Annotated in this window: 18 protein-coding genes; 11 read left to right on the top strand and 7 right to left on the bottom strand. The window is 46.8% G+C overall.

Features of this window, described 5'->3' with window-relative positions; all coding sequences use genetic code 11:
• Window positions 1–188: 188 nt before the first annotated feature.
• The 4 genes from OM95_RS01180 to OM95_RS01195 are packed head-to-tail and all read left to right on the top strand — an operon-like array spanning window position 189 to window position 5,643.
• Window positions 189–1,931, top strand: a complete 1,743-nt coding sequence (locus OM95_RS01180) for an ATP-binding protein (protein WP_041869390.1) — start codon at window positions 189–191, stop codon at window positions 1,929–1,931.
• Window positions 1,928–2,692, top strand: a complete 765-nt coding sequence (locus tag OM95_RS01185; protein ID WP_041869392.1) for a chemotaxis protein CheW — start codon at window positions 1,928–1,930, stop codon at window positions 2,690–2,692. Before OM95_RS01180 ends, OM95_RS01185 begins: the two co-directional genes overlap by 4 nt.
• Window positions 2,689–4,254 carry a chemotaxis protein CheB gene (locus tag OM95_RS01190; protein ID WP_041869394.1) on the top strand — a complete coding sequence of 522 codons (1,566 nt, stop codon included), beginning with the start codon at window positions 2,689–2,691 and terminating at the stop codon, window positions 4,252–4,254. The genes OM95_RS01185 and OM95_RS01190 overlap by 4 nt, the downstream gene beginning before the upstream one ends.
• Window positions 4,255–4,263: 9 nt before the next feature.
• Window positions 4,264–5,643 carry an aldehyde dehydrogenase family protein gene (locus tag OM95_RS01195; RefSeq protein WP_041869396.1) on the top strand — a complete coding sequence of 460 codons (1,380 nt, stop codon included), beginning with the start codon at window positions 4,264–4,266 and terminating at the stop codon, window positions 5,641–5,643.
• Window positions 5,644–5,692: 49 nt separating this feature from the next.
• Here OM95_RS01195 and OM95_RS01200 read toward each other — a convergent pair whose 3' ends face one another.
• Complete coding sequence (locus OM95_RS01200) at window positions 5,693–5,899, bottom strand: hypothetical protein (protein WP_041869397.1); 207 nt, start codon at window positions 5,897–5,899, stop codon at window positions 5,693–5,695.
• Window positions 5,900–6,080: 181 nt separating this feature from the next.
• On the opposite strand from OM95_RS01200, the gene OM95_RS01205 reads away from it, so the two are divergent.
• The gene (locus OM95_RS01205; RefSeq protein ID WP_291515417.1) at window positions 6,081–6,989 is read left to right on the top strand and encodes a hypothetical protein; all 909 of its coding nucleotides are present in this window, start codon (window positions 6,081–6,083) and stop codon (window positions 6,987–6,989) included.
• Between the two features lies 1 nt (window position 6,990).
• On the opposite strand, the gene OM95_RS01210 is transcribed toward OM95_RS01205, so the two are convergent.
• The 5 genes from OM95_RS01210 to OM95_RS01230 all read right to left on the bottom strand — a co-directional run bounded on the left by OM95_RS01210 (window position 6,991) and on the right by OM95_RS01230 (window position 12,915).
• Entirely contained in the window at window positions 6,991–8,988 is a 1,998-nt protein-coding gene (locus OM95_RS01210) for a response regulator (RefSeq protein WP_041869400.1), read from the bottom strand.
• Window positions 8,989–9,106: 118 nt separating this feature from the next.
• On the bottom strand, window positions 9,107–10,273 hold the full coding sequence (locus OM95_RS01215) for a D-alanine--D-alanine ligase family protein (RefSeq protein WP_291515418.1): 1,167 nt from the start codon (window positions 10,271–10,273) through the stop codon (window positions 9,107–9,109).
• On the bottom strand, window positions 10,218–10,871 hold the full coding sequence (gene elbB, locus OM95_RS01220; RefSeq protein WP_041869402.1) for an isoprenoid biosynthesis glyoxalase ElbB: 654 nt from the start codon (window positions 10,869–10,871) through the stop codon (window positions 10,218–10,220). The genes OM95_RS01215 and elbB overlap by 56 nt, the downstream gene beginning before the upstream one ends.
• A gap of 86 nt (window positions 10,872–10,957) precedes the next feature.
• A complete protein-coding gene (locus tag OM95_RS01225) occupies window positions 10,958–11,827 on the bottom strand; it encodes a hypothetical protein (RefSeq protein ID WP_041869811.1) in 870 nt (289 codons plus the stop codon).
• A complete protein-coding gene (locus OM95_RS01230) occupies window positions 11,824–12,915 on the bottom strand; it encodes a GNAT family N-acetyltransferase (RefSeq protein WP_041869404.1) in 1,092 nt (363 codons plus the stop codon). The genes OM95_RS01225 and OM95_RS01230 overlap by 4 nt, the downstream gene beginning before the upstream one ends.
• A 156-nt stretch (window positions 12,916–13,071) precedes the next feature.
• Between OM95_RS01230 and OM95_RS01235 the strand changes: the two genes are divergently transcribed.
• The 6 genes from OM95_RS01235 to OM95_RS01260 are packed head-to-tail and all read left to right on the top strand — an operon-like array spanning window position 13,072 to window position 17,608.
• On the top strand, window positions 13,072–13,308 hold the full coding sequence (locus OM95_RS01235; protein ID WP_041869406.1) for a ferredoxin: 237 nt from the start codon (window positions 13,072–13,074) through the stop codon (window positions 13,306–13,308).
• A 34-nt stretch (window positions 13,309–13,342) separates the two neighbouring features.
• The gene (gene nth / locus OM95_RS01240; protein ID WP_041869814.1) at window positions 13,343–14,002 is read left to right on the top strand and encodes an endonuclease III; all 660 of its coding nucleotides are present in this window, start codon (window positions 13,343–13,345) and stop codon (window positions 14,000–14,002) included.
• A 14-nt stretch (window positions 14,003–14,016) separates the two neighbouring features.
• Window positions 14,017–14,499 carry a DoxX family membrane protein gene (locus OM95_RS01245; RefSeq protein ID WP_041869408.1) on the top strand — a complete coding sequence of 161 codons (483 nt, stop codon included), beginning with the start codon at window positions 14,017–14,019 and terminating at the stop codon, window positions 14,497–14,499.
• 1 nt (window position 14,500) lies between these two features.
• A complete protein-coding gene (locus OM95_RS01250) occupies window positions 14,501–15,541 on the top strand; it encodes a thiamine ABC transporter substrate-binding protein (RefSeq protein ID WP_041869410.1) in 1,041 nt (346 codons plus the stop codon).
• Window positions 15,538–17,001 (top strand): ABC transporter permease subunit, encoded by a 1,464-nt coding sequence (locus OM95_RS01255; RefSeq protein ID WP_041869412.1) that lies wholly within the window; start codon window positions 15,538–15,540, stop codon window positions 16,999–17,001. Before OM95_RS01250 ends, OM95_RS01255 begins: the two co-directional genes overlap by 4 nt.
• Entirely contained in the window at window positions 16,973–17,608 is a 636-nt protein-coding gene (locus OM95_RS01260; RefSeq protein ID WP_041869414.1) for an ATP-binding cassette domain-containing protein, read from the top strand. The genes OM95_RS01255 and OM95_RS01260 overlap by 29 nt, the downstream gene beginning before the upstream one ends.
• Here the strand turns inward: OM95_RS01260 and OM95_RS01265 are convergent.
• Window positions 17,605–20,313: an ATP-binding protein gene (locus tag OM95_RS01265; protein ID WP_041869817.1), complete on the bottom strand. Its 2,709-nt coding sequence runs from the start codon at window positions 20,311–20,313 to the stop codon at window positions 17,605–17,607. The genes OM95_RS01260 and OM95_RS01265 overlap by 4 nt on opposite strands.
• Window positions 20,314–20,441: the final 128 nt, after the last annotated feature.

A 20,441-nucleotide genomic window follows, 5' to 3' on the forward strand; every position in this document is an offset into this window, starting at 1 on the left:
GCCTAGGATTCGCAAGAATTCTTAAACCTGAGCGACTCGTAAGAGTCGCTCTTTCTTTTTCCGAGCTTTCCTTCATTATGTTTTCTGGGTAACAGTTTCAAAAATCTTCCTGGGAATCCTAACTTAAATACTGAATATTCCGATAAATTCGTAAGACTTCACAGCTGCGAAAGTGGGAACTTCAACCAATGTCTGACGAAAATAATGCTAACGGATTTCCAGGACAGGACGACACTGTTGTTCTGATCGACTTCGCGCAAGTTGAAGAAGTCTCTCGCGTTTTCTTTGAAGAATCCAAAGAGATTTTAGAAGAACTCGACAATCAAATTCTGAAGCTTGAAGACAACCCTTCGGACTTAGACCAGATCAATGTTCTTTTCAGAAAAGTCCATACAATCAAAGGCAGTGTCGGCGCCGTTCCTGGTGGACAGTTGCTGGGTTCACTGGCGCATGAATTCGAAGCTCTTTTAACCCGCATCAAGCGCGACCATCACACGGTGACCAAAGAGTGTATCGATCTATTCCTTAAGAGTTCTCGCATCATGAAAGTTCTGGCGCAAAGTCTGCGAAATAAAAGCGAACTCTATCCCGAGGAACTGAGCGAGGCTATCGAACTTATTGCCAGTTATGGCAGTTTTGATCTGGCCAGTGAAGTGGGTTCTGCTAACTCCAAAAATAACAAATCTCGCCCGGTCGCGACGTTGAGTTCGGAAGAGCAAGGTGTTTGGCTTTCACTCAATCAGTTGAATGAGTTTTTGCGTCTGTCGGGTGAGCTTCTGGTTCTTAAAAATTTCTTCCACATGATGAATCAGACGGTGAACTTCCGTTTGCAACCAGACCTGTTCGAAAGACGCCAATCTGATTTCTCTCAGAATCTTAACAAGATCAGCGATCAGTTTCAAAATCAGGTCCAAAGTGTGCGTAAAGAAAAAGCAGCGGACAGCTTTAAAGCTCTGCAGTTGCTGGTTCGTCAGGCCTCTACCGAACTGAATAAAAACGTTCAACTGGAGATGCTGGGCAGTGATTTGATGATCGATAAAGGATTGGGCCAGGATCTTTATGAAGCCTTGGTGCATATTGCGCGAAACTCGATCGATCATGGTATCGAAGATCAATTCGAGCGTGCCCTCCAGGGGAAATCCCCTATAGGCAATTTGATTCTGGATATTTCTGAAAAGAGCAATACGATTCACCTGTCATTTAAAGATGACGGAAAAGGTCTGGATAAAGAGCGCATTCTTCAACGCGCTTTAAAAAACGGTCTTGTTTCTGAATCTGAAGTTTCACAGTTGAGTGATGAGCAGATTTATAAATTTATTTTCAATGCTGGATTTTCTACGAAGGACAAAGTCACCACCATCTCCGGACGGGGGGTCGGCATGGACATTGTTCTGGCCATTGTCGAAAAGTACCAGGGAAAAATTCACATCGACAATCAACCGGGACAGGGGGCCGCCTTTCGCCTGGAAATTCCGGTGCCTCAGCACATCATGGTGGAAAGCGCTTTATTATGTGCCTGGGGCGACTATCGTTTGGCCGTGCCTTTGACCTCAGTGGCACATATCAGTTCGTGTCGGGAACTACAAATGACCACGGTGGATCGCCTTAGATTCTGTCAATTTAGTGGACTGACTGTGCCTCTTTTAAACTATTCAGAAGTTTTACATCATCAGGTCAGTGCCAGCGAAGAAACAGTTCGATCTTCTTCAGCTGTATTTATTCGGCTGAAAGACGCGGTCTTTGCTCTTTTGGTAGATCGTATCGAAGCGCAAACGGATCTTGTGGTAAAAGGCTTTGGCAGAATTGTCGGCGAACAAAAAGGTTTCAAAGGCGTATCGATTCTGGCTGACGAAAAAGTGACCTACATTGTCGATCCGGAAAGAATGATTCAGCTTTTATTCCAGCTTGAAAGCATGAAGGAGGCCGCATGAGTGATTTTTTTAGTGATGATTTTACGGCCGAACTGAAAGCTTACTTCTTGGACAGTGTCTGCAAAGAGACTGACAAGTTCATTGACTTAACCGACGATTCGACCTTACGACGCATTCGTGGTGAAGTTGCGGAACAAGCCCGGGCCTGGGCGGTGGATGCAAAAACCAACGAGTTCCAATACTTTTCCCAGTGGTTAGAACAATTTGAAGAGCGTACGCAAAACTTCAAGGAACCCCGTGAACTGATTCGTGCCCTAAAAACTTTGAAAGCTTATGCCGAAGCTTTGTCGCAGGAAAAGTCTGATTCTTCGGACTATCTGGTGCGTTTTGCTCTTGAAGTGGAACTACGACAGGAAGTGCAACTGCTTCACTGCAAATGGGGCAGGCATGAATTCGCGATTCCTCTTTTGAATGTGGTTGAGATCAGCAGTCAAATTCCTCTTTTTCCCCTACCGGATAGAAAAGAAGGTTTGATGGGGGTGATCCCTTTCCGTGGCGAAGCGGTGCCAGTCATCAGCTTCCAGGATCACGGATTTAAACAAACGGATATTAAAAACACTTTTTATGTTATCTGCGAACATCAGGGCGTTCGCTTTTCCTTGCAGGTGACTGAAACCGATGACTTGATGAGCTTGAAAGAATCTGAACTGCAGAATGTGGAAAGCCATTCCTCTGTAATTCAGACGGCCTTTGTTTCACAATTTTTTATTAAAGGCACGAAGAGCATCATGATTCTGGATCTTGAAAAACTGGTGGCATGATGAATACCCATTATTTGTTCCCTGGAAAATTGGCGGCCTTTAAAGAAGAAACCGTGATCTCAACATTGTTGGGCTCTTGTGTAGCTGTGGCTATTTACGATCCGTCGACGAAAATTGGCGGCCTCAATCACTATCTGTTGCCGGAAGGATTGCCTGAAGAAAGTCGTAACAGCCGTTATGCCAGTTTCGCCATTCCTCAGCTTATCGAGGAATGCGTTCGCTTGGGGGCTAACCGCGGTAAAATGCAGGCTAAGATCTATGGGGGTGGCAATGTTATTAGCGTCTCTCAGCTTGGTGATGGCATTGGGAAACGCAATATTGAAATAGCGGAACAATTGCTGCGCGAATTCAATATTCCGATTGTTGAAAGAAATGTTGCGGGCGAATCAGCTCGCACAATCAAGATGAATACTTCCACGTTCGAAGTGATTCACAATTCACCCCGCGATACGGGATCTGTGGATAAACCTGTGGATGTGTCGGGCTTCAAACCCTTGTCTGTAGCGAGAAATGTGAAAGTTCTTGTTGTTGATGACTCGGCCACGGTGCGGACTCTGTTTACGAATATTTTCACGAAAAGTGGTTTGGAAGTCGTCGGTTCTGCCGCAGATCCCTACCAGGCTCGCGAAATGATTTTAAGCAAAAAGCCGGACGTTGTGACCTTGGATATTGAAATGCCCAAGATGTCGGGTGTGATGTTTTTAGAAAAGCTCATGAAGCATCATCCAATTCCGGTAGTGATGGTGTCCTCTTTAGCCAGTACAGGAGAAGCCGCACTCAAATCTTTAGAATTAGGCGCGGTGGAGTTTGTGCACAAACCTTCACAATTTGATCCCGCGGTTTTGAAGGACTTGGCGGCGATGTTGGTTGATAAAGTGCGGGCTGCAGCTTCAGTGAATGTGCTAAAACGCTTGAAGGACCTGCCGCCGGTGATCGATACCAAGGCGACGACACCCATGAAAATGTCCGTGCGCAGATCGGCGGAGTTGAAAGTGGTGGTTTTGGGTGGAAATGCCGGCAGTGCCGACGCCGTTGAGAAATTCGTTAAGAATCTGGCAGCGGATACACCGCCTGTTGTGGTGGCGTGCAGTACTGTCGCTAACTTTGCCACTGCTTTTATCAGCAAGTTGAAACAAGGTTCCAAAGTCACTCCCGTTCTGGCTAAGGACGGAGAATTTTTACGAATGGGACATGTGTATTTCATTCCTGCTGAACATCATGGAAAACTTCAAACCGGAGTCAGTGGCCCGGTGCTTAATATTCAAAAAGGTGCGCCCGTTGCTTCCCAACTACCTTCGGCCAATGTTCTTTTCCAATCTGCGGCGGCAGCTTATAACAAAGGCGTCTATGCGGTTTTATTGGGAGGTTTCGGTGGAGATGGCGTCGAAGGTCTTACCGAAGTGCAAAAAAAAGGTGGTGCCACTGTGGTGCAGCACCCTGAGGAAGCTCAATTCCCTTATGCTCCTCAAAAAGCCATTGAACTAGGTGTGGCGGATGAGATACTTAAATCAGATATGTTAGCGCATCATCTGATGCAGTATCGAAACCAAAACTTATACTAGGATTCATCTTTGGAACTTTCGAACTTTATCGGCGGGGAGTTCGTCCCTGCTGAAAGTAAATCCACATTTTCTAAATTCAATCCCTTTACTGGTCAGCTTTTAGCTTCGGTGTCATCATCGGACGCCATGGACGTCGTCAAGGCGTTGCAGGTCGCAAAGAAGGCGGCTCTGGGTTTTAAAGACACGACGACGGAACAACGAGCGGATTTATTAAATTCCCTCGCGCAAGCTTTGCAGAACGACGCGGATCAAATTGCTTATGAAGAAGCGCTTCATCAGGGGCTTCCGCACTCTTTCGTTTTAAAAAACAGTGTCGAAGTCGCCGTGCGAGTCTTGCGTGATATTGCCGAAGATGTGCGCCCTGCTCAAGACTCCCAGATACGCTATCAACCTTCTGGGATCGTCGGCATCATCACATCCTGGTGTTGTTCATTGCGTTTGATCGTGGAAAGAATGGCTCCGGCATTGGCTGCAGGAAATGTGGTTGTCGTTAAAGTATCGGAACAGTCTCCGATCACAGCGAAGATTCTGGGCGAGTGTTTACAGAAATCTCGGATCCCAGCCGGTGTTGTAAACATCTTGCAGGGAAGTGCTGAAGTGGCGCAAGTGATTGCAGGTCATCCCAGCATTCGCGCTGTGACGGCGGCGGGAAAAACTTCAACAATCGAAGCGATTGCAAAAGTCGCATTGCCTCAGTTTAAAAAGCTTCAATTGAGTGGCGGTGCCAAGAATCCTTCTGCCGTGTTGGCGGAAACAGATTTCAAAAGTCTTCTTCCAGAAATTCTGCGTCCGTTCCTTATGGGACAGGGGCAGATGTGCTGGAATGTGTCCCAGTTGTTTGTGCTCGAGTCTTTAGCTCCTGAATTTCTAACTGCCTTGAAAGACTATCTAACGACTCTCAGACCCCTAAAAGATCCGCGGGGAAGTGAGACCTGGACACCTTTGATTTCGGAAGCCTCAGTGCGCAACATTGATCAAAAGATTCAAAGTGGTGTTGGCGAACACGGAAAAATTTTTGTGGGAGGACCGGCGGAAGAAGCGGGCTATTTTTATAGGCCGACAGTGATGCTCGATCTGCCTCATTGCAGTCTTCTTCAGCAAGATGAATTGCATGGGCCTCTTCTCTTGGTGACCCCTGTGAAGTATCAGCACGAGATACAAAAATGGGCGAATACCTCTTATCTCGCCCACTCGGCGGTGATCTGGGGGCCGACAGAAAAAGCGTTGAAGGTGGCGTCATCCTTGGACGCCGCCCATGTGTGGCTTAACTCCTGGACACCTGGCGAGGCGCCGGTGGTCTTTGGACATAAGCAGTCGAGCTTTGGTAATCTCGACATGTCATGGAACGGGTCGTTTTATTCGGATGTAAAAAAATTGGCGGGCCTCTGATTTCGTCAGACTCTTGACGAAATCAGGTGTTAGAAAATTGACAAACCCCTCAGTTTAAAACATGGGTTTTGTTGCGAGTTTTCACTTCGCAATGCGGGCAGAAGGCTTCTTCCTTGATTTCATCCGTGGCACGATCGGCGATGTGTTTTAGTTCCAGAACGGTACCGCAAAGTATGCAATTGTTTTGGGAAATTATAAACTCACGATGTTTCGGAGTGTCTGTTTTTTCAAAATAATTGATCTTGCTGTATTCCATGTTGTCTCGTCCTTCGAGTTCTTCGCTTACGTACGGGCAAAGGCTCCATCCTGGAGCAAATCTCAATCACTGCAAAAGCTGTTCACAGGCCAACGTCCGGACTTCGGCTGAAATGCTGCGCTAAGACCCGTTTCTTTCTGCATTCATTCTTGAAGAGCGAATGGCGGAAGGAGATACAAAGATGAAACATAAAATTTTTAAAGTGCTGTTGGTCGTGCTGCTTGTTCCTCTATGGGGTTGCGTTGAGGTCAAGGATAAAGAGCCAGGGGCTGCTCCTGAAATCCAGGAAGCCGTGGCTGTCCCCGAATACGAAGATCTGACGATTGCCGAAGACCTTTATCTTTATCAAGGCCAATTCCTGAGTGCCGACGAATTGCAGAATCAGGGAAGAGCGGAGGAGCTTTCGCGCCAGAGTGAAGCGTACTCGTTTCGCTTTAGAAAGCTGACTTTCACTTCAAGTGGACGATTATTTACGATGGGCCACAAGTTGACTTTGCAGTTGGATGAGTTGGTTTCTGACAATGGACAAGTGGCGACTTTTCCTGAACAAGCAGTGGCTCCGCAAGGGCACAATGGACGTCATGGAGGACATATCTATATCGCTGCAAAAAATGCCAGCGGTTTTATGACTATCACTCTTCGTGGAGAAAAAGGAGGCCTTGGACTTGCCGGTCCTGATCCCGATACCGCTTTGAAAGGAACCAGGGGTGTGGATGCGGATAAAATCAAATGCTTATCGCTTCGCAAAGAAGAGTTTTGTTACTCGGGACCCGGGAATCCCGGCTTGAAGGGCTATCCAGGAGGGCAAGGCGGGAGTGGGGGAAATACGGGAACACTGTCCCTTGAAGTGAAGGCTAACGATGTATTCCAACCGCAAATTTATAGAATCGTCGGCCCGGGAGGTGATGGCGGTCCAGGCGGACTTGGTGGAGAAGGCGGCGATGGCGGGCATTCGTATCGCAAAAATCCACGAGAAGGGGCGGGGCATCAAGGTCCTCGGGGGCCGCAGGGCGATCGGGGCCCACAAGGATTGGACGGAGTTCAGGAAGCGTTTTGCTCCATTGACGCCAAAGGCAGCCACTGTTTTTAAACTAAATTTCTTCGATGAATGAATGACTTAAAATCGTCTGAACTAATGCTTCCACATGCACGGGCTTGGTCAAATAGTCCGTGCAGCCTGCCTCCAGACATCTTTCCCGATCATCTTTCATAGCGTGAGCCGTGAGTGCGATGATCGGTTTTTTATATCCTGCCTGGCGCAATTTTTTAGTGGCCGTATAGCCATCCATAATCGGCATCTGGATGTCCATCAGAATAATATCGTAGTTTTCGTTCAAAGCCTTATGAAGTCCTTCTTCGCCATTGGTGGCCAAGGTGAGTTTCGCGCCACGCTTACTGAGCATTCTTTGAATCAATAGACGGTTGTCTTCAACATCGTCCACTAACAAAATGGAAGTTTCCGACAGTTGTTTATTGTTGATAAAGTCTTTTTTTGGAAGCTGGAAGCCTTTCTGGGACGGAGCCGAGGGCTCTAAGGCAATGCGGATAATAAAGGTACTGCCTTTGCCGACCTGGCTTTCTTCCAAGTTGACGGTGCCTCCCATCATCTCGGCCAGGCGACGGGACAAAACAAGTCCCAAACCCGTGCCTTCGTATTTTCTTGAAATAGAGTTATCAACTTGGCTGAAGGGTTGGAATAATAAAGAGCGTTTTTCACCCGAGATTCCCACACCGGTATCTTTAATTGTAAAAACCAAACTATTTCCTGAGACTTCATAGGTCATGCGAACGTAGCCCTGATCCGTGAACTTGATCGCATTCCCCAAAATGTTCGTCAGGACCTGACGAAGACGAAGGGGATCCGTCGTAACTGTGTCGGGCACGATTCCGCGACGGTTGAATTCAATATGTAAAGGCTTGCCATGGGCCCTAGCCACCATCAGAACGTGAATGTCATCCAGAAGGTGTGAAAGAGAGAAAGAACTTCTTTCAATTTCAAGATGCCCGGCTTCCACCTTCGAAAGATCTAAAATATCGTTGATGATACGAGTCAGATTTTCTCCGGTTCGTTGAATGACATCGAGATATTGGTGTCTTTCGGTTTCGGAAAGATTCGTGTCTTTAAGTAACTCAGAAAACCCGATGATAGCGGCTAAGGGAGTTCTGATTTCATGACTCATATTCGCCAGAAAAAGACTTTTCAACTGACTGGCCTGCTCGGCCTGGCGTCTTTCGCCGATACTGCTGCGTAAATCGAATGCCATCTTATTAAGAGATTCGGCAAGCTGTCCCAGTTCGTCCCTGGAACGGACAGGAACCTCCACATTAAACTGACCTTCCCCGATCTTTTTGGCGGCCGAGTTGATTTCTTTCAGGCCTTTTGAAAGGTTGCGGCTGAAGGTAATAGTCAGTGCCAAGCCCGTTCCTTCAACAATCAGGACGGCAAGGATCAGGGTGATCAATAAAACCTCTTCCAGCCAGCGTGAACCTTCACCTAATGTATAGGAAAAGTTGCCTTCAAGGACAGTCAATCGATCGTTCAGTTCATCTATCGTATTCAGTGTCTGAATGACCTGCTGTGGGGGAGCGTTCTTTTGAATAAGCTCGTGAAGGTTTTCGCCATAGGCGATCAACTCGTTTGTCAGATCATCGCCTTCCCGCCAGATGCGAACTGCTTCCTTGACGTAATGAAAGCTGCGGAAGTTCATCAAGTTGATGACTCCTGGAATATCATCGGTATGAATTTTACCTTGAGAAAAGCCGTCGAAGGCCCCTTGCAAATCGGGAGGCTCTTGTTCCAAAGCGCGACGGGCTTTGCTGTCACCCAGAGGAATCTGCAAATTCTCTCGGAACGCTAGATAGAATTTGGCGTCGCGGGTCCGGGCATATTTATGCAGGCTGATGACCGCGTCCTTCTGCGCTTTTGACCAAAGGCTTTCGCCTGTCACAAAGCTGCGCACAGAAGAAAGGGTGTTCATCGCAAAATATAAAGAGAAAAGTTCTAAAGCGATCAACAAAGCCATGACGCCGATGACAGCGTAAAGTTTGTTCGATACCGACATGTATTGCCAAAAGCGTCTCAGTCCCATGGCGTACTTATCGGAATTTTCTTGGCGGAGTAAACAAAAAAAGACTTTTTTAGCGGCAAGACGTTAGGTCAAAAGACCCTCAAAGTGAAGGTCTTTTGGTCAGAAAAATTGCAGCGACTTAATCTAGATAAGATGTTTTCAGTTTTTGTTCGGATTCGTGTTTTTCAAGACCGAAATGAATCAGTTTTGTAATCAAATCTTTGTAAGAAACGCCTGTGGCTTCCCACATTTTCGGATACATCGAAATTTTCGTAAAACCCGGAATCGTGTTGATTTCATTCACAAACAATTCCCCATTGGATTTCAAGAAGAAATCAACGCGAGTCAGACCATCGCAACCCATCGCTTGATAGGTCTTCTTCGCAAGTGTCTGTAATTGACTTAAGGTGTTACTGGAAATCTCAGCAGGAATTTTTAAAAGAGCGCCATTGTCATCAATGTACTTGGCTTCATAAGAATAAAATTCGTGCTGCGGAATAATTTCGCCAGGTAAAGAAGCCTCCGGCGCATGATTGTGGCCCATCACGGAGCATTCAATCTCGCGGCCTTGAATGAACTCTTCAGCCAGCACTTTGGTATCGAACTGAAAGGCATCTTTTAATTTTGTATCAAAGTCGGCGGCGGATTTGATTTTATGAACGCCGACGGAAGAACCCGCATTCGCAGGTTTGATAAAGAAAGGACTTCCAAGTCGGGTGACAATTTCGTTGTAATCGTTCTTTTGGTAGGGAGTCAGCAACATATATCGCGCATTCGGAATTTGCGCGGCCACGAACAAGCGCTTCATCACTTCTTTGTCCATGCCCGCCGCAGATGACCAGACGCCGCAGCCGACAAAGGGAACTTGTACCATTTTAAAAAGACCTTGAATTGTACCGTCTTCGCCCATGGTTCCATGCATAATTGGGAAGGCCACATCAATGGCAGTTTTCGAATGGTCTTTTAAAGAATAAAGGACGGGTTTTCCCTGGAAAGAAATCAAGGCAACAGGTTCCGCGTCAACGGGAAGAGCTGAATCGACAATTTTTGTTGTCTGGGCAAATAACGACATGTTGGGAAAACGATACCAACTGCCTTCTTTGCTTAAGCCTACCAGAATCGGAGTGAACTTATCTTTATCAAGAGCATCCGCCACGTTCTTCGCTGAACGAAGAGAGACTTCGTGCTCCGCTGATTTTCCGCCAAAAATAAGTGCGACTGTTTTCTTCATATTAGCATCCAATTCTGTTTTAAGCCCACTCGACGAGTTCATGCGCAAGCCCAAAGATGCCTTTAAAGACTTCATTCGGTTTTGCTTGATCGTACATGTAGGCCGGGGTTGTGACGATTTTTCCTTCGCGATCTGTGATGTAATCATCAACAGGACATTCTTCGTGAAGAGCTCCGGTCTTTTGAATTTCCGCAGCTGTTTCTTGATCATCGCCGATCGTGATGGTGATCTTTTTATCGCCCAAGACGCGCGCCAATAACACCGGGGCAATGCAGATAGCACCAATAGGTTTGCTGGCAGCGTGAAATTCTGTGATCACACGTTTGACGTCAGGATTGACCTCGCACTTGGCGCCTTTTTCGGCCCAGTTGCACAGATTCTTGGCGGCACCATATCCTCCGGGAAAGGCTAGCGCGTCGAAGTCTTTGGATTGAAGTTTATCCAGGCTTTGCACATTTCCTCTGGCAATACGGGCGGCTTCGTTAAGAAGTCGACGTGTTTCGCCGGAAGGTTTTCCTGCCAGATGATCCGTCGCCGGGATTTCGATATCGGGAGCAAAACAAAAGACTTCAGCGCCAGCTTGGTTTAAAGCGATAAGTAAACTGACAGCTTCAGTGATTTCGCTGCCATCGAGATATCCGCATCCGGAAAGAACTACGGCGATCTTTTTCATATAAAAAACCTCCTGTAAAGGAGGCTTTAGAGTACTGTCATTTGGAACTCTTGGCAATGAATCGAGGTTGATTAGGACTGTGTGCCTTAAGGCGTTCCTCTTTTAAAGTTTTTTAATTTTGTACAAGTTGTCACCAAAACTTTTTGGCTTTGAAGTGGGAAAAGCTGGCGATAGCAGTACTCTTGCATTCGTGAAAAGAAGGGCATGTCGGGACTTAACGTGACCCAGTAATTGACCTTTTGTTTTTCGACGCTTTCGCCGCGCTTCAATGCGATTGTCCAATTGAAACTGACTTTTTTAGATTTGATAGCGCAGTTTGCAAAACCGCCACAGTTGGGTTGTGCCTTGATCAAATCAGGGACGGGACGCATCTCTTCTTCCAGTTTCAAATTCGAGCAGGTGATTTCGCAGCTATCGACCTTTAATTCTTCTTTGCAGTATTTGTCCAAAGCGGCGGATTTTTCACAGGCATACGCCAAGCCATACAGGCGTTCAAACCCCAAAACCATTTGGTTGTCGTCAGCCATCGTTTTTAATGACGGTTGGTAGCTCATTACTCTTTGCGCATTCGCCAGCGAGGCATCGGATTTCGCCACGCTACGATGATCTTCGCGCGTGGATTCCGCACCTTCTTGATCACCTTTATAAGCTTTGCTTTGGTAAGCGTAGGTATACAGCCACTCATCCGCTTTTTCTTCTTTATTGGTGATGGTGATAGCTTCTTGCAGAACATAAAATGGTTGCGGATTGGTCTCTAAAGTCTGCTCGGTCTCTTGAAAAAGAAAGTCATTCTTTTCCATCGTCAAGGGATCGGCCTGGCCCCAGGCGGTCGCCAAAGAGTCCTGAACCTCTGCTAGACTGGCCGGAGCTTCAGTTTCTTCGATCGGTTCTTTAATACAGGAGACGACACTGCTCAGAAGCAGCAGTGTCAGGAGTGCGTTTTTCCAAGAAATCATATTGAATCCCAACCCCAAATCCATAGGTTTAGTGGTAGTACCTTTTGAAACTTTTCGACGGTTTCATTTTTGAAAATACCTAGAGCACCATAGTCCACCGGGCCGAAAAGAAGACGAACCATGTCTGTTTCATTTTTAATAGTATAAAGATCCTGACCAATGCCGAAGACAAAATGTTCGGGATGTTTTTCCAAAACGATGTCCGCGACACCTTCGGCGCGAAAGGCGCGTTTTATTTTGGCGGACAATTGATCGAAATTCACAAGTTTGATCATGCCCAAAAATCCTTGATTCATCGTCACAGGTTTTTGTTGCAGTTGCTGAATCAAGTTTGTCGCATGACGAGGGCAGATGATTGTATAAGGCTGGTTTTTTTGCGCCCGGATAAAGCTGAACAAAGCCATGAGTTTCGAGACAGAGCCGCCCCATTCGTGGATATAACCACCAAGATCGACACCTTTGCCTTCAATCGCATAGGCGGCCAGTTGGCCGTTACTTTCCCACGCTGTGTAAACTTTTGTTTGCGGGATAGACAGGAACTTTCGAGTTTCTTCGATCGTGCGCACGGAGTTCACAGAGTGTGAAGAGTAGAGTCGATAAATCGCATCCGGAGAGACTTTCGAATCGGTGGAAAAACGCAGGTTGTTCGGAGCCACATCGAAGCTGTCTTCAATAACGAAGCTGATTTCGCTTCCGGCAAGTTCGAACCCCATGCGGCGGTAAAAATCAAAGAGATCTGTCCAAAGGATCGCAATATCACAGGATTGTTCGGTGGCAGATTTTAAGCAGTCTGAAATAACCTGGGTGCTATAGCCCTGCCCCCGGTGATTGTCGTCGGTGACCACAGAACCAATGGCACCCACTTTAAAGATCACATGCGGCGACTTAATAATAAGAGGTTTCAATACCGCATGCGAAAGAACCTGATCCTCGTCAGCAATTATGCGCATATTGTGCAAGTTGTTAGGGGCAAAAGCCGTGGGATATTCCGCAGCAATCGACCAGGAGGCTTCATTACGCAGCTTTTTGTTTAAAAAATCCAAAACACGAGGCAATTCGTTTTCTGACGGCGAACGAGGTCCTTCCATGAACTCTCCTTTAATTTCTCCTCTAGAATATCTGTAAATAGGCCCAGACCCCAGCATTCAACAAAGGACGTCGTGAAAAATGCGACCCAAGTCGGGAAGGGGGTTTGACATCAAGGTCAAAAGTTTTATATTAAGGTCGCATATTTAGGAGACCTCATGGCCGATAAGAGTCAGCAATGGAAAGATAATAAACCCGGCAAAATGTTCGTAGATCAGTCCTGCATTGCCTGCGATGCGTGCGTCCTGACGGCTCCTAAGAATTTCTCTATGCACGAAGAAGATGGTCATGCTTTTGTGAGCAAACAACCTGAAACTCCCGAAGAGGAAGCTCTTTGCAAAGAGGCGATGGAAGGTTGTCCCGTAGAAGCTATCGGTAACGACGGTGACCAGTAAAAAGACTGCCAAAAAGCCGGCGAAAACCTCCAAGATGCCGGCTGCCAAGAAGAAAGCTTCTGCAAAGAAAGCGGCTCCTCTTTTAGACACTTTAAAGCTTTTTAAAAGGTATTATCCAGACGCCCACTGTGCTCTTAATTTCACCAACCCTTTTGAGCTTTTAGTGGCGACGGTTCTTTCGGCCCAGTGTACCGATGAACGCGTAAACATGGTCACACCGGCCCTCTTTAAAAAGTATCCGACACCGCAAAAAATGGCCAAGGCCCCTTTGGAAGACCTTGAGCAACTTATTCGATCTACTGGCTTTTTTAAAAACAAAGCTAGTAATTTGAAGCAAGCGGCAATCCGGTTGGTTGAGAAACATAACTCTGAAATTCCGCAAAATCTTGAGGCTTTGGTCGAGCTTCCCGGCGTGGGTCGTAAAACTGCCAATGTTGTGCTCGGGAATGCTTTTGGGATAGCCAGTGGTATCGTCGTGGATACGCATGTGACGCGGTTGTCTTATCGTTTGGGTTGGACTCAGACTGACAACGCCGTGTTGATTGAAAAAGAATTGGTGAAACATGTTCCCGAGGAAGATTGGGTGATGTTCTCTCACTACATGATCTCGCATGGTCGAGCTATCTGTAAGGCGAGAAAACCCGATTGCAGTCATTGCTTTCTTGAGGAGACTTGCCCTAAGAAGGGTGTCTAGTTCACAATGTCTTCATGTTGGTTGCATTTTTTGAGAGCGTTAAATACGTAGGCCATCTTTTACCGATTTCTTTCTTAAGAATTTTCTTGGGTTATTACTATTTGGAGCAAGCCATGACCAAGTATCGCGGCGATTTTTTAACTCGCCCGCGCATCGCTGATCAAATGGCAGAATGGCTTCCGGCAAGTCATGCTCCGAATTGGTTTAAAATTTTCGCCAGCAGCCAAATGATTCCCAACTGGCAGACGGTCGCCTTCATCATCTTAGGGCTGGAGTTCGCGGTGGCGATCTCCTACATCATTGGCTACGTGGTGCGCCCGGTGGCTTTTTTGGGTGTGCTACTTTGTGTGACGATGCTGTTCATTTCAGGGCCTGCCTCTGAAGATCTTTATAAAACCTTTCTGGCTATCCACTTGATTTTAGCTTGGGTCGGCGCGGGTCGTTGTCTGGGCTTTGACTATTACTTCTTCAAACGTCGCCGCGGATTATGGTGGTAGTGTGAAACATTTTATTTTTTTCCTGGCTGTGATTTTTTTGGGTCTGTTCTTGGCCGTACTGAATAAAACCGATCAGAGCGGAAGCGCAAGTTCTCTGCCAACTTTGCGAGTTTTTGGTTATGCCTCTTTCACGGGGCGTTGGGGCCCTGGACCTCTGTTAAAAGAGGCCTTCGAAAAAACATGCAAATGCAAAGTGGAATTTATCGAAGGCAGTGATTCCGGCATCCTTTTACAACGTCTGAAAATCGAGGGCGAAAGTTTAGGTGCGGATCTGGTGGTGGGTTTAGATCAGTTTGATCTTTCCAAAGCCGTGGCCGAGCAGCCTTGGCGCAAACTCAGCCTAGGACAGTTGGATGTGTATGACTCTGTTCGTCCCGCTTTGGCTAACAGCTTCTTTGTACCATATGATTGGGGAGCGTTGACTTTCATTGCCCGCAAAGATGAGTTGGCCCGTTTGCCCGCCAGTCTGGATGATCTGTTAGCGCCGGAACTTGCAAAGCGCATTGCTTTACAGGACCCTCGGACAAGTTCTCCGGGGCTGCAGTTTCTGTATTGGGTGATTCGCTCCAAAGGGGAAGAAGAAGGGTTTAAATTTCTTCAGAAGTTGATGGGGCAGGTGCATAGTTTTTCACCGACCTGGTCGACAGCTTATGGCCTTTTTACGAATAAGCAGACCAAGCTGGTTTATTCTTACGTGACGTCGCCTTTGTATCACGAAGTGGAAGAAAAAAAGAGTGACTATATTGCGCTTCCATTCAACGAACCGTTGCCGGTGCAGTTTGAGTTCGTGGGTATTCCGGATTTCTGTCGGCATTGTGATTTGGCGGAAAAATTCGTCAACCTGATGCTTTCTCAAGATGGCCAGCGCATCATCATGGAAAAGAACTATATGTTCCCGGTTATGAAGGGAGTCATGGAAGACACGGCGTTTGCGCCGTTGGTCAATGTTAAGACCTTGGATCAAGTGGAGATCTTGTCTTCATCAGAAGTCGATCGTTTGCTGAAACGCTGGACTGAAATTCGCAGGAGCGAACTCAATTGAGCTTGAGTCGTGCGCTTCGCCTTGGCGTAGTTCTTTTTCTGCTTTTTCCGTTTCTTTTTTTGCTTACGCAATTTCGTATTACGGGAATTCCTGATTTAGGTGAATTGTTATGGGCTTTCAAGAACAGCTTTGTTCAGGCCTTCTTTTCTGCCGTATTTTCTTTGATGCTCGGTTTTTGGGTGAGCTTGGGCCTGTTGTCGTTAAGCACCGGGCCTTACAAAAAAGCTCGCTTTGTCTTTGAAATCTTGTGTCTGCTTCCCAATTTTTTACCACCGATATTCATTCTACTTGCCACCCTGAATCTGGTCGATCCTTTTCCTATGGGCGTGGCAGGCATTGTTCTTATTCACACCTTGATGAACTTTGGATTGGTTGCTGTTTTACTTGCAGGAATTATTGAAAACAAAATGGGTGGAATGATTGAACTTGCTTATGTGGAAGGCGCTGGGCGCTGGCAATTTCTAACCAGAGGCCTTTTTCCCTTTCTTAAAAAAGATCTATGGTTGTTGGGGCTTTTTATTTTCGTTGTATGCTTTGGAAGTTTCGCGGTTCCACTGGTCGTCGGTGGTGGGAAGGGCACGACGGTGGAAGTTCTGATCTACGAAAAGATTCGTCTGTCCAGCAATTGGGGAGACGCGGTTCTTTTAGCTTTTCTGCAATCGACATTTATTTTTGCCTTCTCTTTTATCGCCAGCCGCGGAAAAGGGGCTGTCATTGCCCGCGAAGCCAATCTGGACCTCATCAAAACTTACAGTGGTGTGTTCGTGATCGCGGGCCTTTCATTCCTTTATCTTTTTGGATATCTGCAGGGCTTCGTGGAGGGACTTGCGTTAATCACCAATTTTTACGAGCTGCAGTCCGCATTATTTTGGAATTTCTTAGGCAGCGTGATTCTGGGACTTACAGTCGGGATTCTTTGTTATGCTGGGTTGATGTTGATTGCTTATTGTTGGCCCAAGGCTTGGTTTGAGAAGTTTTTGAACGGCTATGTAGCACCCTCCACTTCGCTGGCTTGTTTTAGTTTGCTCTTGCTGGGGCCCAACGAAGGTCTTTATCCATTTATTAAAATTCCAGTTGCGTTAACTCTATTAAGCTTAAACAGCCTGTTCCGCATGGGCTGGGATGGCGAGCTTCATTCTCTTCAGTCGCAAATAACTGTGGCTTATGCCATGGGGGCTTCGCGAACTCAGATTTTCAAAGAGATTCTCTTTCCGCAGTTGTCAGCGCGCGCAGGTTTGCTTGCGGGAATTGCCTCGGTCTGGGCTTGCGGAGATTTTGCCGTTTCAAGGATTCTGGCGCATCGGGATTTAAGTATCGCAATGATGACCGAGACTCTGATGTCGGGCTATCGCTTGAACCAGGCCATTGTGCTTAGCAGTCTGATTGTTGTTGCTGGTTTTTTTTGTTTCTTAGTTTGTGTGGGAGGAAGTCGTGTCCTACGTCGAAAATTTGCACCGTGATTATGGCGACTTTAAGTTAGATATTGATCGTTGGGAAATCCTGGATGAAGGAGTCACGGTTTTATGGGGGCCTTCAGGTTCAGGAAAAACTTCGGTCTTTCGCATTCTTCTAGGATTGGAGGAATGCCCCGGATTGAAATGGAATTTCCAGGGTGTTGATCTTGCGAAACTAAGAACGCCGGAAAAGCGTTTGGGCGTGGTTTTTCAAACCCTGGATCTTTTTCCGCATCTAACCGCGCAAGAAAATATTCTATTCGCTGCCCGAGCGCGAAAAGTTGATCCCAAAGTCGTGACGGCTCGGATGAAAGAATTGAGCGAGATCATGCAGATGGAAAACTTTCTACAAAGAAAAGCCTCGGTGCTTTCCGGTGGGGAAAAGCAACGTGTCGCCATTGCTCGGGCGATTATCGGTGAACCGCGCCTTTTGCTTTTGGACGAACCTTTTTCAGCTTTGGATCAGGAATTGCGCGAAGAAAGTCGTAAATTACTAAAGCGAGTCATTGAGACAGAAAAAATTCCAACTTTATTGGTTACACATGATCCTCGGGATATGGAAGTTCTTGCGAATAAAGTAACGAAAATTCGCGGCGGACAAATTCAAAATTAAACTGTATAGCGTTGAATCATTTCGATTAGATGAGACTTTTTGATTGGTTTTGTCACATGCTCGGTGCAGCCCGCATCCAATGACTTTTGGATGTCTTCCGCCATGGCATTGGCACTGACGGCGATAATAGGAATGGGCTTGCGATGAGTGTCGATTTCCCACTGGCGAATTTTTCGGGTGGCGGCATATCCGTCCATCACCGGCATTTGAATATCCATCAGGATAAGATCAAAGGGTTCTGAGAACACTCTTTCAACTGCCTGCTGACCGTTTTCGGCCTGAACCACCTCAAAAGGAAGCTTTTTTAAGTAAGTCAGAAGTAAAAAGCGATTGTCTTCGGTATCATCGACGACAAGAATGCGGGAGTTTCGCGAGATCTTTTTTGCTTCAATAACCGGTGAAGGCGCATCCTCAGAATGGGCGACTTCAGTTCCCGGTTCGGCGGGAACATAGGGAAGGGTAAAATAGAACGCGCTGCCAACCCCTTCTTCACTTTCAAACCAGATCCGTCCGCCCATCAGCTCGACAAGATTTTTTGAAATCGTCAGTCCCAGACCGCTGCCGCCAAATTTGCGCGTGATGGAACTGTCGGCCTGCACAAAATTTTGAAAAAGCAGATGTTGCTTATCCATAGGAATGCCGGTTCCTGTATCGCGGATACCAAAGCGCACAAACTTTTTTGAGGCATCATCAAAATCCAGTGTGACGGTGATTTCACCCTGTTGGGTGAATTTAATAGCATTTCCTATTAAGTTGAAAAGGATCTGTCTTAGACGGGTGGGATCGCCGATCATAAGATGTGGTCCCGAATTATCCAAATTCATCAGCAAGTTGAAGCGTAGATTTTTTTCCGCCGCCTTTTGTTTCAAAATGTCGCAGATATTATTTGTTGTCGAATCCAGATCGAAGGCGATCTTTTCCAAGCGCACTTCACGCGCTTCGATTTTAGAGATATCCAGGATATCGTTAATGAGTGCCAGCAGGTTTTCGCCCGCATTGGCGCAGACCCGAACCAACTGCTCTTGTTCTGGCTTAAGATCAGATTCGGCCAGAATATCAGTGATGCCGATGATCGCATTTAGCGGTGTGCGAATTTCATGGCTCATACGAGCTAGGAATTCTGACTTGGCTTGCGATGCTTTGACTGCGGCTTCGCGGGCTTCGATCAAGGCGTTTTCCGCGGTGATTCGATCGGTGATGTCCGTGCACACAAACACGAAAGTCAGATCTCGTCCGGTACGACCGGGAAGGGCAGCCCAGTTCATCAGAATGGGAATCCGCTCTTCGTCGCGATTCACGATTTCAGCTTCGATACTGTGACGAGTGTGCAAAAGCCAGTTGTAATTGCTGAATTCGGGTTGAGCGTGCACCACAGTTTTAAGATCGAGGTGAGACAACTGACTTTGCGTGATTCCCAGAAGATTCATCGCTGCTTCATTGGCTTGAGATACCACATAAGTGCTTTGCCGCCAGTCATCGTGGTGACTTACTCGAACAATGAAAAGAAAAGCCTTGATCGATTGAATTACGCTGTCCAGAAACTCTTTAGAGACGGTCGTCGTTTCCAAGCGATCCGCCAATTGATTGTATTTGCTGACCAGAAGACCGATTTCGTCTTTCGAGTTGTAATTGATTTTTTGGGTCAGATTGCTGGTTCCCAGCTTTTCTAGACGATCGGTCAAAAGCTGTATAGGTTCCACCACTTTTCCGGTCGCCGCGAAGGTCGCAAAGAAGAACAATATAAAAATCAAGACGGCAGCCGCACTGGAGGCAATCGCAATGCGGTCAAGAACGGCAAAGGCTTCGCTTTCATCGATCTTGGTTTGAATGTACCAAAGCTCGCCATTTGGTAAATAGATCTTACCGATGGAACGAATGACCTTTTGACCGCGATAGTCTGTACCGAGTTCGCGGACCTCGCTGAGGTTTTCAATTTTTTTGATATCTTCATCACCACGGTTGGAAGATAGAATTTCGGCTTCCGAGTTCTGTGTGTTCTGGCCACCTTCGACGCGGAAACGACCGGTGTTGCGAAGACTCCAGTCTTCACCGTAAATCAGAGTTTCTCCCGTCTGTCCCATTCCATGCGTCGCCCAGGCAAAGTTATCGCTGGTGATTCGATCAATTTCTGAAATGGAAATCTTCAGCATTAAGACGCCGACGACGGCATTTTTACGAAAAATAGGGGCGGCGACAAAGCCGGTTGCAGAATTGGGGCTGACCGCGTCTTTATCAAAATCCAGGAACAGGGTCGAGCCCTCCTGCGCTTTCATACCCCACTGAAACAAGTCCTTCAATTTGTTCGCAGTGGAGTCCCCGGTCAGTACGGAAGTTCCATCCTCAATATCTTTGCGGGTGGTATAGACGATCACGCCTTTGGGATTTACCAAGGCCATGTCATAGATGTTAAAATCCAGAACGTAGTTATCCAGCAGACGACGGAAGTCCGGATAGGCCTCCATATTCGTCGTCAACATCAGATCATCTGTCTGCTCGTGGGACGAAATCAGATTGATGGCCGTTTGCAGATCGCGGAAATAGTTTTCAATAGCCGTTGTTTTACTAATACGGATTTGCGTAAGTCGCTCATAGGTGCTGTCGATCACCGTGGACTCTACGATTTTCAGACCAATCAGAGCTACAACGAACGTCGCCAGAAAGACCGAGATGAGGTTGAATAAAAAAATCCTTAAACGTAAAGTCATGAACCCTTTTTTACCCTTGTTTTTCATTGATAGCTTATCCACTTTCGGTGGGCAATGAGTTGTTGTCTATCAATGCGAAAACAGGCCCTTTTTCTGCGCCCATCTAAGAGCTATTTTTGTTACCTGAA

Source organism: Bdellovibrio sp. ArHS (assembly GCF_000786105.1).
GTDB lineage: Bacteria > Bdellovibrionota > Bdellovibrionia > Bdellovibrionales > Bdellovibrionaceae > Bdellovibrio.

Excerpts from the sequence above, each read along its gene's own strand:
- OM95_RS01230 (WP_041869404.1), bottom strand. The coding sequence starts at position 12,915 with ATGGAAGGACCTCGTTCGCCGTCAGAAAACGAATTGCCTCGTGTTTTG.
- OM95_RS01210 (WP_041869400.1), bottom strand. The coding sequence starts at position 8,988 with ATGGGACTGAGACGCTTTTGGCAATACATGTCGGTATCGAACAAACTT.
- OM95_RS01215 (WP_291515418.1), bottom strand. The coding sequence starts at position 10,273 with ATGAAGTCTTTAAAGGCATCTTTGGGCTTGCGCATGAACTCGTCGAGT.
- OM95_RS01245 (WP_041869408.1), top strand. The coding sequence starts at position 14,017 with ATGTTGGTTGCATTTTTTGAGAGCGTTAAATACGTAGGCCATCTTTTA.
- elbB (WP_041869402.1), bottom strand. The coding sequence starts at position 10,871 with ATGAAAAAGATCGCCGTAGTTCTTTCCGGATGCGGATATCTCGATGGC.
- nth (WP_041869814.1), top strand. The coding sequence starts at position 13,343 with ATGCCGGCTGCCAAGAAGAAAGCTTCTGCAAAGAAAGCGGCTCCTCTT.
- OM95_RS01200 (WP_041869397.1), bottom strand. The coding sequence starts at position 5,899 with ATGGAATACAGCAAGATCAATTATTTTGAAAAAACAGACACTCCGAAA.
- OM95_RS01265 (WP_041869817.1), bottom strand. The coding sequence starts at position 20,313 with ATGACTTTACGTTTAAGGATTTTTTTATTCAACCTCATCTCGGTCTTT.
- OM95_RS01235 (WP_041869406.1), top strand. The coding sequence starts at position 13,072 with ATGGCCGATAAGAGTCAGCAATGGAAAGATAATAAACCCGGCAAAATG.
- OM95_RS01185 (WP_041869392.1), top strand. The coding sequence starts at position 1,928 with ATGAGTGATTTTTTTAGTGATGATTTTACGGCCGAACTGAAAGCTTAC.
- OM95_RS01180 (WP_041869390.1), top strand. The coding sequence starts at position 189 with ATGTCTGACGAAAATAATGCTAACGGATTTCCAGGACAGGACGACACT.
- OM95_RS01225 (WP_041869811.1), bottom strand. The coding sequence starts at position 11,827 with ATGATTTCTTGGAAAAACGCACTCCTGACACTGCTGCTTCTGAGCAGT.
- OM95_RS01190 (WP_041869394.1), top strand. The coding sequence starts at position 2,689 with ATGATGAATACCCATTATTTGTTCCCTGGAAAATTGGCGGCCTTTAAA.
- OM95_RS01205 (WP_291515417.1), top strand. The coding sequence starts at position 6,081 with ATGAAACATAAAATTTTTAAAGTGCTGTTGGTCGTGCTGCTTGTTCCT.